Origin of the sequence: Prevotella heparinolytica (assembly GCF_004342845.1) — a bacterium.
Taxonomy (GTDB): Bacteria; Bacteroidota; Bacteroidia; order Bacteroidales; family Bacteroidaceae; genus Bacteroides; species Bacteroides heparinolyticus.
Genome location: NZ_SLXB01000013.1, coordinates 26,067 through 40,627, shown reverse-complemented (window position 1 = coordinate 40,627; position 14,561 = coordinate 26,067). Strand labels below are relative to the sequence as shown.

10 protein-coding genes are annotated in these 14,561 nt (G+C 47.5%); all 10 read left to right on the top strand.

The features are described 5' to 3' along the window. Positions 1 to 5: 5 nt before the first annotated feature. The 10 genes from EV202_RS07870 (at position 6) to EV202_RS07825 (ending at position 13,861) form a co-directional block, all read left to right on the top strand. A complete protein-coding gene (locus tag EV202_RS07870) occupies positions 6 to 1,793 on the top strand; it encodes a RagB/SusD family nutrient uptake outer membrane protein (protein ID WP_131926549.1) in 1,788 nt (595 codons plus the stop codon). Between the two features lie 40 nt (positions 1,794 to 1,833). Continuing rightward, on the top strand, positions 1,834 to 2,670 hold the full coding sequence (locus tag EV202_RS07865; protein ID WP_125239088.1) for a hypothetical protein: 837 nt from the start codon (positions 1,834 to 1,836) through the stop codon (positions 2,668 to 2,670). An 815-nt stretch (positions 2,671 to 3,485) separates the two neighbouring features. After that, positions 3,486 to 4,607 carry a Rid family hydrolase gene (locus tag EV202_RS07860; protein WP_125239087.1) on the top strand — a complete coding sequence of 374 codons (1,122 nt, stop codon included), beginning with the start codon at positions 3,486 to 3,488 and terminating at the stop codon, positions 4,605 to 4,607. 10 nt (positions 4,608 to 4,617) lie between these two features. Next, positions 4,618 to 5,226: a DUF4369 domain-containing protein gene (locus tag EV202_RS07855; protein WP_234878262.1), complete on the top strand. Its 609-nt coding sequence runs from the start codon at positions 4,618 to 4,620 to the stop codon at positions 5,224 to 5,226. Between the two features lie 7 nt (positions 5,227 to 5,233). Beyond that, complete coding sequence (locus EV202_RS07850; RefSeq protein ID WP_131926547.1) at positions 5,234 to 6,988, top strand: DUF6057 family protein; 1,755 nt, start codon at positions 5,234 to 5,236, stop codon at positions 6,986 to 6,988. Positions 6,989 to 6,995: 7 nt separating this feature from the next. Continuing rightward, positions 6,996 to 8,459 carry a TolB family protein gene (locus EV202_RS07845; RefSeq protein ID WP_106070357.1) on the top strand — a complete coding sequence of 488 codons (1,464 nt, stop codon included), beginning with the start codon at positions 6,996 to 6,998 and terminating at the stop codon, positions 8,457 to 8,459. A 351-nt stretch (positions 8,460 to 8,810) separates the two neighbouring features. Beyond that, the gene (locus EV202_RS07840; RefSeq protein WP_106070631.1) at positions 8,811 to 9,926 is read left to right on the top strand and encodes a glycoside hydrolase family 26 protein; all 1,116 of its coding nucleotides are present in this window, start codon (positions 8,811 to 8,813) and stop codon (positions 9,924 to 9,926) included. A 49-nt stretch (positions 9,927 to 9,975) separates the two neighbouring features. Continuing rightward, complete coding sequence (locus tag EV202_RS07835; RefSeq protein WP_131926545.1) at positions 9,976 to 11,154, top strand: glycoside hydrolase family 130 protein; 1,179 nt, start codon at positions 9,976 to 9,978, stop codon at positions 11,152 to 11,154. A 132-nt stretch (positions 11,155 to 11,286) separates the two neighbouring features. After that, positions 11,287 to 12,660 carry an MFS transporter gene (locus EV202_RS07830; protein WP_106070359.1) on the top strand — a complete coding sequence of 458 codons (1,374 nt, stop codon included), beginning with the start codon at positions 11,287 to 11,289 and terminating at the stop codon, positions 12,658 to 12,660. 16 nt (positions 12,661 to 12,676) lie between these two features. Beyond that, a complete protein-coding gene (locus EV202_RS07825; RefSeq protein ID WP_106070360.1) occupies positions 12,677 to 13,861 on the top strand; it encodes an AGE family epimerase/isomerase in 1,185 nt (394 codons plus the stop codon). Positions 13,862 to 14,561 lie beyond the last annotated feature (700 nt).

Here is a 14,561-nt window from a genome sequence, read left to right as displayed (position 1 = left end):
TATATATGAAAAATATAACCTACTTATTCGCTTCGGCTTGTGTTGCACTTGGATTGGCCTCTTGCGACATCGACAATGTGGAGAATATGGGTGAGCTTTCCACAGAGAACTTCCCCGTGTCCGAAGCCGACGGTATTGCAGCCTTGGCAGGTGTCTATCAAAACTTGAATGCCACGCATGCGTATCCGCAGGAGTCATTTATATACTATGCGCAACTGGCCAGCGACGATGCGCTTGGCGGTGGCGGAACCAATGATAAACTGATGCAGGCCATGGACTTGATTACGAACTATAATGCCGACATGACTAACAATTTCTGGGTGTTGCGTTATGAAGGTATTAACCGGGCTAACACATTGATTACTGCTTTGCCGAACACGGCTATGGATGAAGAGATAAAGAAGCAATTCCTGGGTGAGGCCCTCTTCCTGCGCGCTTACTATCACTTCGATTTGGCAAGCATGTATGGCAATGTGCCTTTGATGACTGTTCCTTCAGGCGAACTGGTGACACAAGGTGATGTGGCGGTGCTTTACGGACAGATGTTGCAGGATTTGCGTGATGCCGTTGAGATGATGTCTGCCACACGTAAGACTGACGGGCACGTAGACAAGTACACGGCAGAGGCTTTGATGGCTCGTATTTTCTTATTCTACACCGGTATGTACGGTAACGGAACTGATATGGCCGCTTTGACCGGCACTACTTACAAACCGCTTACTTCGGTGGCATTGCCCGATGGCACGACGCTGACCAAAGAGAACGTTATAGCCTATGTAGACGATTGTGTGAACAACTCCGGTTATGAACTTGTATCCGATTTCCGCAACCTCTGGGCTTATACCAACCGCTATACGGTGGAAGACTATAATTATACCAAGGGGAAAGGTCTGAAATGGGCAGAGGACGATAATGCCGCTAATCTCGAATCGATGTTCGCCATCAAGTTCAATAAGTTGGCCGACTGGCAAACTACCATAGGTTATGGCAACGGTGTTGCTCTGCACATGGGTGTACGCGGTGGTCAGTCTTACGATAAGACTTTCCCCTTCGGGCAAGGTTGGGGGGCAGGCCCTGTGGCTCCCAATTTGGTGAATGACTGGAAAAGTGCCGACCGTGATGAGAAAGATATCCGTCGCGAAGCCACTATTGTGGATTGGTCGAAAAGCACCACTTATGTAAAGGGCGGTTGGTCAGACTTCGTGCAGGAAACCGACTATTATTCTAAGAAGTGGTCGCCGATTTCTGCTATAAACGATGGTTCGCAGGAGAATTTGATTCCGGTAAAAGACAATCCGTATGTGTGCTGCTTTGAGAATCTGATGTATGGTGCTTCGGGATGGACTCAAGGAGCCAACAATATGCAGCTTAACAACATCCATGACTTGGTTTTGATTCGCTTTGCCGATGTATTGTTGATGCAGAGCGAGCTGAAAGAGGATGTGGCGGGCATCAATCGCGTGCGTGCACGGGCCGGACTCGCCCCCATTGCTTCTTACTCGCTCGAGGCCTTGCAGAACGAACGTCGTTGGGAATTGGCTCTCGAAGGTATTCGTTGGAATGATATCCGTCGTTGGCATATTGCAGCCGAGGCACTTTCCAAACAAGATAATCAGCCGGTTTATTATTGCGGTCAGCCCGATAAGAATACGGCCCACAATGGAGGATATGCGGTTCGTTATAAGGCTACGGCCGGTTTCCAAAAGATGCCCGAAAGCCAAGTTGCCATCGGAAGCGTTGTGCAGAATGAGGGTTGGACGGGTGCCGATAGCGAGTACACCGGATGGAAATAGAACCCGACCGAATGTTTAATCTTAATAAGCAATTTACGATATGAAAAAGATATTATTTGCAGCTCCGTTGTTGTCTTTGTTCTTTGCTGCCTGCGACCCGATAGTGGACGAGATAGGAAAGAACAGCAATATAACCGCTGAAGAATTAACCAATTCATTTACTATCTCTGCCAAGAGCGAGGGGAATAACAACTTGACGTTCAATGTTTCTCCCACCCGTTATGTAAAGGTTTACGATGCGAGCACCGATATCTGTGTGGCTATGGGCACTGCACCTACTTGCCAGATTGTGCCTCCTGCGCGCAGCCTTGATTTCTATATTACTACGATGAATCAGGACGGCTCCATTACGAAATCCGAAACGAAAAGCATCAATGTGAAGGAATTTACCGACCTGCCGGCCATCTTTAATGACATCTTTGGCGATGGAAACGGCGGGTTTACCACCCATACATGGGTATGGGATGATACTGCCGGCGATGGTGTATGGGGTAATGGCGGTTATCTGCAAAATAGCGGCCCCAGCTGGTGGGTTGTTCAGTTGAAAGACATTGATGAACAGGCCGCAGGTAAAGGTTTACCCAAAGACGGCAAGGACGGATGGATGAAGATCAGCCTGACCGGAGTAGAGATGAGCCGTGGCGACAAAGGTTCCGTCAAAGTGAGTGAGGACGTGATTAAGGCCGGTTGGGACAAAGGTACCATGACTTTCAGCGGCACTTATCCTTTGATGGGGATTATGGTAAACCATGGAAACGCTCCCCAGTATGTTTATCAGATACTGAAAGCCGATGGCGAACATCTCAGGCTTTGTGCCGGCGAGCCGGGAGCCGGAGATTGGGGAACTGCTTGGTTCTGGAACTTCAAGAGAAAGTAGTCAGAAGAGGGAATTGTCAATCGGACTATTTCTGTGCAAGCACTTGTCGTTACACTCGTCCTATGGTCGTTCGTGGCACTTGGCGTTTGCAGAAGAAAAATCGAATGATACAAGTTTTTATGGTTAAAACAGGAAAGGGTGAGTCGTGAGATTCACCTTTTCACTTCTTTTCCGGAATTTTCTTCTCTTTATGGAATATTGGCTATTATTGGTGTATGCTAAATTTTCAAACGTATGCCGACAGTCCCTGCAAAGCCGGTGAATAGATGCAGCCATTCTTTATTATAAAAGTAAGCGCCAACCTCCCATGATAAATCTGAATTAATCCGGTAGCCGAGAGATGGGCATCTTGGAGAACCTACTGTTTCGTAATCCAGTTCACGATGCTTGTCGACAGATACTGCAAATACCGAGCCTATGCACTTTTAAGTCTCAGCGACCCCTATATGGATTGATGCGTTGGATATAAGGAATAAAGTTGTTGGAATCAAAGAAAAAAACTGCGCGAGGCAAGCAGTAAACTTGTTTGCAACTTGAATCAATCTCTGTTCGCGCCGTGCGAACATAAAAACGCAACCTGCGGATAAACATTCGCACCGTGCGAACAGATATTCGTGCCGTGCGAACAGACATTCGGGAATAAAAGAGCAGCAGGGCTGAAAAGTGAAGTTGTGGGCTTATCGGCTTACTTGGACGCATTTAAACGCCGTGATGCATTGAAGAAAAAGTAGAATGTCCCGTGAATATCCGGAAAAAGTTTTAGCAGGCAGTAATAATTGGCTATATTTGTAGGTAAATAACATTGAATCAACTATATGAAATATACCTCATACACTTATCCTTCCGGTAGAGCCGAAGTATCTGCATTTGTTGTAGATGGCGGAGTGACAGAATATCACGTGATGATACATGCCATCGAGCCGAAGCAGACTTATTGCGAGCAGATGAATGCTGTGCTGGATACGTATGCTGTTTTAGTGAAGAATGAGTTGCCCGGTGCCATAGCCGTATTCAAAAGATTCTTCTTGAGCGACACTGCCAATCAGTCGGAACTGTTGCTCGCTACTATGGCGGAAACCTCCGATTGCGCCCTGTCTGTGGTGGAGCAACCGCCGTTGGGGGGAACTAAAATTGCTTTGTGGGCGTATCTGCAAACCAATGTGCAGACCAAAGTGTTGTCGAACGGACTTTATGAAGTAAGGCACGGAGCATACCGTCAACTATGGATGGGAGGCAGCTTTAACCGTGCAGCCAATTCGGAATATCAGACGCGGTTGCTGTTCAATGATTATGTCATGCAGTTGATGGAGCAAGGTTGCTCTTTGGCTGATAACTGCTTGCGTACTTGGATATTTGTGCAGAATGTAGATTGCAACTATGCCGGCGTGGTCAAGGCGCGCAATGAAGTATTCGCTACTCAGAACCTGACGGAAAAGACACACTACATTGCCAGCACCGGTATCGGCGGGCGGCATGCCGACCCGAAAATATTGGTGATGCTCGATGCTTTTGCCATAGAGGGATTGAAGCCCGGACAAATCAAGTATTTGTATGCCCGTACCCACCTCAGCCCCACTTACGAATATGGGGTCAGCTTTGAACGAGGCACGGCTGTGGATTATGAAGGCCGCAGGTTGGTGCTCATTTCCGGCACGGCAAGCATTAACAACCGTGGAGAAATAGTGCATGCCGGTGATGTTCGTCGGCAGACGGAGCGGATGTGGGAAAATGTGGAAGCCTTGTTGAAAGAGGCCGGTTGTTCCTTTGAGGATTTGGGGCATATCATTGTTTATCTGCGCGATATGGCCGATTATACCGTGGTAAAAGAAATGTTCGACATGCGTTTCCCTAATGTGCCGAGAATGATTACGCTGGCTCCCGTCTGCCGCCCGGGATGGCTGGTCGAGATGGAATGTATGGCGGTAAGAAAACTTTAATCCGGATGATATGATGAAACTGTGTTTCCGATTTCTTTTGTGTATAGGATGCCTGTTAGGAGCCGGTTGTGGAGATACCAAACATGGCTATGTGATTGAAGGTACATTGCCTTCGGTGAAGTACGATGGCGAATGGATATATCTCGTACCTATGGCGAATGCTCCGGGACGGGTAGACTCCGTAAAAATAGCCAACGCCTCTTTCTCCTTCTCCGGACAAGGAGAGGAAATGAAGGTATTGCGCGTACGGCCTCTTTTGCGTATCGACATACAAGAGTTATTGGTAGTGACAGAACCGGGTACGATATACGTGACGGCTGATACACTCGGTTCTGTGGCGGGGACTCCGCAGAACGATGCACTGCAAAGATGGAAGGAAGAGAGGGAAAAGATGCAAATGGACTATCGTCTTATTCGGAAGAGGCTGCCGACAGCTACCGGAGAAGATTCGTTACAAATGGTACGGCGCTGTGATAGTTTAAGGGAACAGGAACGGGAGATGAATTTCCTCTTCTTGGAGGAACAAGGAAACAATACGTTGGGGAGATTCATGCAAAACTTTTTGCGAAGTACCTTGACGGAAGAGCAACAAAAACGATTGGATGAAAGTCTTCGGTAAAAAATATATGGCAGCAAGTATCTGGAAGATCGGACTGTCGATCCTTTTCGGTGCGATGGTATTTCTTTTCTGGCGATACGTTTATCCTGCCCACCTTTCCTATCAGGAGCAGTTTCAGCTCTTCTTGTTCGATATGGATTATTGGCAGGAACGGATGGCTGTGCCGGGCGGACCGGCCGACTATGTCGCCGAATATTTGACGCAGTTCTATTATTATATAGAGGCAGGTGCCTGTATTCTGGCTTTTTTGTATGTGCTGTTGCAGCGCTTGGTTTGGGCATTGGCAAAGGAACAAGGAACGGCCGATGTCTATTATCCGCTCAGCTTCTTGCCCGTTGTTGTTTTGTGGCATTTCATGGGTGACGAAAATGTGATGCTCTCATTTGTGGTGGCTTTATTGCTTACGTTGGTTGCATGCTATTCATATGCTCGTTTGAAAGGTAGGAAGGGGCGCATAGCTTATGTTCTGGTAGTTCTTCCATTGCTCTATTGGGCAGCCGGGGCGGTTCATTTCATCTTTATGAGTTGGGTGATGATGCGTGAGCTCTGTCCGAACTCTGAAAACAGGCATCTCCGGATCGGTATGGGTGTGATTCCGGGAATTGGATTGTGGGGAGTGGCTTGTCCGTTGTTGGCAAGTATCTGGGCACAGTACCCCATATCCCGATTGATGACAGGTATCGGTTATTACCGTTTTCCGGCTGTCATACCTTGGGTGGGGATAGGCCTTGCCTTTCTACTGGTTCTTATGCCTTTCCTATTGGCTGCTCTCCCTGTGCCGAAGAAACGGATGTTATATGGCGGGGTGCAGTCGGTATTGGTGGCTTTGTTCGGCTGTTACTTTGTTGCCGCCGGTTGTGATATGGACAAGGAAGAAGCGATGAGATACGACCAGCTGGTGCGTAACAAACAGTGGCGGAAGGTTGTAGAGACGGCTGAAAAGAAATCGCCTACCTCGCCTTTTGCCGTAACCTGCCTGAATCTTGCTTTGGCAAAGACCGGACAGATGGGAGACCGTATGTTTGAGTTCTACCAGAACGGTACGGAAGGGCTGTTGCCGGAATTTCAACGTGACTTCACTTCTCCATTGCCCATCGGTGAGGCATATTATCATTTAGGAATGATCAATACGGCTCAACGTCATGCTTTCGAAGCAATGGAAGCGATACCCAACTTCAATAAGAGCGGGCGTTGCTACAAGCGCTTGGCGGAAACGAACCTGATTAACGGGCAGTATGAGGTTGCTGCCAAATATTTGCGGGCATTGAGAAAAACGCTCTTTTATAGAGAGTGGGCGGAAGATGCCATGACCTACCTTTATAATGAAGAGAGAATCAATGCTCATAAAGAATGGGGCTGGCTGAGGCAGATACGATATACGGAAGACTTTTTGTTCAGTAACCGGGAGATAGACGTTATGTTGGGACTGTTGTATCAACAGAATCATCGTAACCGGATGGCTTTTGAGTATATGCTGGCATACGTGTTGCAACAGCGCGATTTGGAACGGTTCATGAAATATTATCCTCTGGGCAGGGATGCCGGTTATGAGCATATTCCCCGCAGCTACCAAGAAGCGTTGGTATATGTATGGACGCAGACACACAAAAACTTCCAAGGGATGCCTTGGAGCATCTCGCCCGGAGTGATACAGCGCGTAACCGACTTTGCGCGCATATATACTTCCCAACAAAATGCCCGACAGCTTTTGCAGGCACGTTTCGGCAATACATACTGGAATTATTTGTTATTAAAGGAATAGAACGGAGATGAAAAGAGTAGTTGCTTGCATAACGACCATATTGTGGTTTGCCGCTTGCAGTGACCCGGTGACCAATCCGGAAAAGGTGGATGCATGGCCGGTCATTTATCCCGACTACATCGGTGTGACTATCCCTGCAACCATTGCTCCCATGAACTTCGATTGTATCGGTGGAGAGCATGAGCGTGTGGATGTGACGGTGGCCGGAGGGAAATCGGGAAGAATACATATCGATGGTAAAAAAGTATCATTCTCGCAAGACGAATGGCGGGCTCTTTTGGAAGCAAACAAGGGAGACAGCCTTTTGTTTACGGTATGTATCAGGCAAGGAGGAATATGGAGGCAGTACCGCCCTTTCCCTATGTATGTCAGTCCTTATCCGATAGATTATGGAGTGGTATATCGTAAGTTGGCGCCGGGCTATGAGGTGTATAGCAAGATGGGCATTTACGAGCGCAATCTTTCATCTTTCGACGAGCGTCCTTTGCTGGAGAATACAATGGTAACCGGGATGTGCCTGAATTGCCATGCTTTCAATAAAACCAATCCCGATTATTTGAGCCTGCACATTCGCGGAAAGAATGGCGGAACCTTGATGCAGATTGATGGAAAACGCGAAATGCTGAATACGAAAACGGACTCTACGCTTTCGGCGTGCGTATATCCTTATTGGCATCCCGGCGGGAAGTATATCGCTTATTCGGTCAACAATACGCGTCAATCGTTTCATACGGTGAAAGAGGAGCGTGTGGAAGTTCTCGACTTGGCATCGGACGTACTGGTGTATCATCCGGAAACACACGAGCTTTTGCGTTCTCCTCTGTTGCAGAAAAAAGAGGTCTTCGAGACATTTCCCGTGTTTTCCTCGGATGGACGTAAACTTTATTTCTGTGCTGCGGAGGCCAGACAGATACCGGCAGAATACAAAGAGATACGCTACAACCTGTGCAGCATCGGTTTTAATCCCGAAGACGGGACATTCGGCGAACAGGTGGATACGCTGGTGAATGCGGCGGCAATGAAAAAAAGTATCTCTTTCCCAAGACCTTCGTACGACGGAAAGTATATCATGTTTACCTTGTCGGATTACGGTAACTTTTCAATCTGGCACAAAGAAGCCGACCTATGGCTGCTGGATTTGCAAGATGGTGCAGTGCGCCCGATAAGAGAGGTAAACAGCAATGATACGGAGAGTTTTCATAATTGGAGCAGTAATTCGCGCTGGTTTGTGTTCAGTAGCCGCAGAGGGGATGGGCTTTATACCCGCCTTTATCTGGCAAGCATGGACGAGAACGGGATGATAAGCAAACCTTTCTTGTTGCCTCAAAAGAATCCGTGGGAATACTATGACCGCTTGGCCTATTCGTACAATGTACCCGATTTCACCTGCGAACCCGTGAAGCTGGAACGTCGGAAAGCGGAGCGGGAGATTGTTTCTGCAAAGCGTGTTCCGGTAAGAGTGAGGCATTAAGATTTTCAGTGCTTTACGCTTGCGTAGTTGTGTGCATGCAACGGGGAAGGTATATGCCCACACTTCAGCAGGCATAAGCCCGCACTTTAGGAGGCATAAGCCCACACCTCAGGGAAGGTAAGCCCGCACCTTAAGGAAGCTGTCCTTGCACTTTAAGCGATGTAAATCTTGAGTATATAAATCGCAGGCAAGCTTTTCATACAGACCCCATTGTTTTGTATATCGATTATTCGTCAGGGAAATATAGCAAAGAGATAAAATTGTATCATTTTCTCTTACTGCAATCTGTTATCTTTGCACTAAAGATTCAAATGTTATACCTATTGCAATACAAGATAGAAAAACATGGATATGAAAAAACTTAAATTTGCCGCAATGCTTCTTACCGCAGGCATGTTTGCCGCTTGCAGCCCTTCTTCCAAAAAACAAGCGATGAACGAAGAGGCTGCTTCCGCACGTACTTCCGAAACAGAGAAATTACTGGCTAATTTGAAGAAAATTTCTTCAAAAGGCATCATGTTCGGTCATCATGATGATACGGTCTACGGCATCGGCTGGGAAGGCGACGAAGGCCGTTCGGATGTGAAGAGTGTGTGCGGCGATTATCCGGCCGTCATCAGTTTTGATTTGGGAGAATTGGAACTGGGGAATGAAACCAATCTGGATAAAGTTCCCTTTGAAAAAATCAGACAAGAGATTGTCAACCAATATCGGCGAGGAGGGTTGGTTTCGCTCAGTTGGCATGCGCGTAATCCTAAGACCGGAGGCGATGCCTGGGATGTTTCGGATAATACGGTAGTAAAATCCGTTTTGCCGGGAGGAGAGAATCACCCGAAATTTGCTGCTTGGTTGGATGGGGTGGCAAGTTTTCTCAATTCGCTGCAAACAGATGAAGGAACCAAAGTGCCTGTTCTTTTCCGTCCGTGGCATGAACATACCGGAAGCTGGTTCTGGTGGGGAGAAAACTTATGCACACCCGAAGAATACAAGGCTTTGTGGCATATGACGGCAGACAGCTTGCGGGCAAAAGGGGTGAACAATGCGCTATATGCCTACTCTCCGGGTGCAGAGCCCGAAGATACGGCACAATATCTGAAGCGTTATCCGGGAGATGAACTGATCGACGTCGTAGGTTTCGATACATATCAGTTTGACCGTGATATGTTTTTGGCCGGATTGAACAGGGCGCTTGCCGTTACAGACACAGTGGCCAAAGCACACGATAAGGTGATTGCTGTGACCGAAATAGGGTATGAAGGCATTCCCGATGCGAGATGGTGGACGGGAACCTTGCTCCCTGCATTGGAGAAATATCCGGTGGCTTATGTACTGGTGTGGCGTAATGCCCGTGAGAAGACGACGCACTATTATGCCCCCTATCCGAGGCAAACGTCGGCCGAAGATTTTGTGGAATTTTACAACAATCCCAAAACCCTGTTTTCGGCAGATGTCAATCTGTATCAATGAAGCCCCATGGCAAATAATCGAATAAAAATATATAAACTTGATAATAGAGATGGATGTTTTTAAGAAAAAAGTAGAGGAGCTTTTTCAGAAGCATGAAGAGTTAATCACAAGGAAGAATGTGGCGATAGAAGGCGGAAATGGTATCTTCACCAGATATGAATACCCGGTAGTGACGGCGGCTCATACGCCTGTGTTTTGGCGTTATGATTTGGATGAGGTTTCCAATCCGTATTTGATGGAGCGTATCGGCATGAATGCCACGATGAATTCGGGTGCCATCAAGTGGAACGGGAAGTATCTGCTGATGGTGCGTGTGGAAGGCGCTGACCGTAAATCTTTCTTCGCTGTGGCCGAGAGTCCTAACGGCATTGATAATTTCCGTTTCTGGGACTATCCCGTCACAATGCCCGAAGACGTGATTCCGGCAACGAATATTTACGATATGCGTCTCACGGCCCATGAAGACGGATGGATTTATGGTATCTTTTGTGCCGAACGCCACGACAACAAGGCACCTGCCGGCGATTTGTCGTCGGCCACGGCCACGGCTGCCATTGCCCGCACCAAGGACTTGAAAAACTGGGAACGGTTGCCCGACCTGAAGACCAAGAGCCAGCAGCGCAACGTGGTGTTGCATCCTGAGTTTGTGCAGGGCAAGTATGCTCTTTATACCCGTCCGCAAGATGGCTTCATCGATGCCGGAAGCGGTGGAGGCATTGGTTGGGCATTGGTGGATGATATAACCCATGCCGAAGTAAAGGAGGAAAAGATAATAGACCAACGTTACTATCACACCGTCAAGGAGGTGAAAAATGGTGAAGGTCCGCATCCCATTAAAACCCCGAAAGGTTGGCTGCATCTGGCTCATGGAGTTCGCGGTTGCGCCGCCGGATTGCGTTATGTGCTTTACATGTATATGACATCTTTGGAAGACCCGACCAAGCTGATTGCTGCTCCTGCCGGTGCTTTTATGGTACCCGAGGGTGAGGAACGTATCGGTGACGTAAGCAATGTGCTTTTCACCAACGGATGGATTGCCGACGAAGATGGAAAGGTATTCATCTATTATGCTTCTTCCGATACCCGGATGCATGTGGCAACTTCTACCATCGACCGACTGGTGGATTATTGCATGAATACCCCTGCCGACGGTCTGTCTTCATCGGCATCAGTAGAGACTTTGAAGAAACTTATAGATAAAAATCTTTTGAAAGGTATTAGACGTTAGAATTTAGACATAAGGCGTTAGAACCTCTGGGCTTTAAAGAACAGAGTTTTAGAGGTCTAAATCTAACGTCTTATATCTCATCTAATGCTTTACGTCTAAAGTCTGACATCTTATATCTTACATCAAAAAACTATGGTAACATTAAAAGAGAAAATCGGTTATGGCTTTGGAGACATGTCATCTTCCATGTTTTGGAAGATATTCTCCTATTATTTGCCGTTCTTCTATTCGAATATCTTTGGATTGAGTCTGGCCGATGCGGGACTGCTCATGCTGGTGACACGCATTTGGGATGCTGTGTCGGACCCGATGATGGGTGTTATTGCCGACCGTACTCAAACGCGGTGGGGCAAGTATCGCCCTTATCTGTTGTGGGTTGCAGCGCCGTTTGCCGTGGCGGGTATCTTACTCTTTACGACTCCCGATATGGGTACGACGGGCAAGTTGATATGGGCTTATGTCACATACATCCTGATGATGACCGTATATACCGCTATCAATGTGCCTTATGGAGCTATGTTGGGAGTAATGACCGATGACTCGAATACGAAAACGGTTTTCTCTTCCTACCGCATGTTCTTTGCCTATGGAGGGAGTTTCATTGCGTTAGGGGCATGGGAACCGTTGTGTAACTGGTTTAAGGGAATGAATTACAGCAATTCCATCAGTTGGCAATATGCCATGATTTGTATTGCAATGCTCTGCTTCTTGGGCTTTTTGCTCTGTTTCAGTATGACGCGCGAGCACGTCAAGAACGTTGCTTCCAAGTCTGTGAGTAAGGATGTTGGTTCTCTTCTCCGCAACTCTCCGTGGTGGATATTGAACGGTGCTGCCTTGCTTTCCAACCTCTTTAACACAGTGCGTGGCGCCACTGCTGCCTATTTCTTCAAGGATTATGTCAGCGCCACGGCTTTCCTCGATTTCGGCATCTTCAATCTGATGCTTTATGCCGGACTGTTCCTCATGGTGGGCGAGGTGTGCAACATGATTGGTGTGGCGCTGGCTGTGCCCCTTTCGATGAAGTTTGGCAAGAAACCCGCCTATATCCTCTCGTTGGTTGGCTTGGTAGTGTTCAGCATACTCTTCTTCTTTGTTCCGAACAATGAAGCGGGGTGGTGGTTGATGATGGTTTTCCAAGTCCTCATATCCATCTGTACCGGTATCATCTCTCCGCTTGTATGGAGTATGTACGCCGATGTGGCGGACTATGCCGAGCAAAAGGACGGTACGGCATCTACGGGGCTGATATTCTCTTCAGGTTCTATGGCACAGAAGTTCGGAGGTGCATTTGCCGGTTGGGCGGTGATGGCCTTGCTGGCTCTTTTCGGTTATAATACAGCCGAAGACGCCGTGCAGACTCCCGAAGCTATGGACGGCCTGAAGTATTTGATGAGCTTTGTTCCTGCCGCTATTGCGGCACTCTCCACATTGGTGATGTTCATCTATCCGCTGAACAACACCCGGATGGCGGCCATTAATGCCGAATTGAAAGAAAGAAGAAAATAAATGCTTACCGAAATCAATGGATGTAAAGAATATAAAGCAGGAGATGGCGAAGGAGTTGGTTTCGAACATCCTTCCCTTTTGGATGGAAAAGATGACGGACGAAGTGCATGGCGGTTTCTATGGACGCATCACCGGAATGGATGAACTGAAGCCCGAAGCAGAGAAAGGAGCAGTCTTGAATGCACGCATCCTATGGACTTTCTCGGCAGCCTATCGTTTGTTGAGAAAACCTGAATATCTGGAGGTAGCCACACGTGCCAAGCGTGTTATCATCGACCACTTCTACGACAGTGAGTTTGGCGGAGTCTATTGGTCGCTCGATAATGAAAACCGTCCGCTCGACACGAAGAAGCAGATTTATGCGTTAGGTTTTGCCATCTATGGCTTGAGCGAATATGCCCGTGCCACGGACGATAAAGAAGCATTGGACTATGCAATCCGTCTTTTTGGGAGCATTGAGAGGCACAGCTTTGATGCTTTGAAAAACGGTTATTGCGAAGCTTTGACTCGTGAGTGGGGTGAGATAGCCGACATGCGCCTGAGTGCCAAGGATGCGAACGAGTGTAAAACGATGAATACTCATCTGCATATTCTGGAACCTTACACAAACCTCTTCAGAGTATGGAAGGACGCGCAGCTGGAGAAGCAACTTCGTAATCTGATTTCTATTTTTGTAGATAAGATATTGAACATCAAGACCGGTCATCTTGATTTGTTTTTCAATGAAGACTGGGTGAGTAAGTATCGCATTGTATCTTATGGGCACGACATCGAGGCATCTTGGCTGATACATGAAGCAGCGCTTGTGCTCGGCGACAAGGAGGTGCTGGCAAAAGTAGAACCTTTAGTGGAATATATTGCAGCCGCTGCAGACGAAGGTCTGATGTCCGACGGAAGTATGATCTACGAAACATTTTTGGACAAGAAGCAAGATGAGGCGGACCGCCATTGGTGGGTGCAGGCAGAGAACATAGTAGGCCATGTAAACCTTTACCAGCATTTTGGTGACGAGGTTGCCATGCAGAAAGCACTCCGCTGCTGGGAGTTCATCAAAAAGAACCTGATTGATTACAAGAACGGAGAGTGGCATTGGAGCGTACGCATAGATGGTACGATAAACACCGATGATGATAAAGCTGGCTTCTGGAAATGTCCCTATCACAACGGACGGATGTGCATGGAAGTCATGGAACGTTTTTAGCGGTCGGTTGATGCACACTTCTTTACGTGTGGTATAGGTTTTTTCTTCCGCATCATTCCTGTTTTGGAAAGAGGGGAGTATTGTATCGTTTTCATGCGTCACCCGATAGGAAAGACCACCGATTGCGATGATTTCTACTTTCAGCTTGCCATTGGGCGAGACAAGCATATAATTCTTTTCCGGAGTTGCGCCAAGCGGATTGTGTCCGAGGTATAATAATAAAGAGATTACGATGCTTTTTATGCAAATGCTGTTTCATAATAGGATAACTTTTTTCTGTTGCAAAGAAAGTGAAAAAAAGAGTGAACGAAGGGACTGAATAGTATAATACCTGATTCGGGATAAGAAGCAGGTCGATAATCTCACCCGGCACCTGTGTTTTAAAGTCAATGCTCATTGATTATCAGTTGTTTATCCCTGCCCTGTCAGACACTTGCCTCTGACGGCTCAAACACTTGTGTCTGTCACGTCAAACACAAGTGTCTGTCGGCTTGAACACTTGCCTCTGTCACGACAAAGGATTGTAGCTGTCAGACAGGGGGGGCGGTCGGCGTAAAAGGCTCTCTTCTGCCAAATCGCCGTAAACCGGTACATTCAGGAAATATCCGTCCGATAGGATGCAGCCCCTCATCTTTAGCAAAAGGAACTATCTATCCCGAGCTCAGGTAGTATAATGAAAGAATTGTCCCCCAAAGAGAGA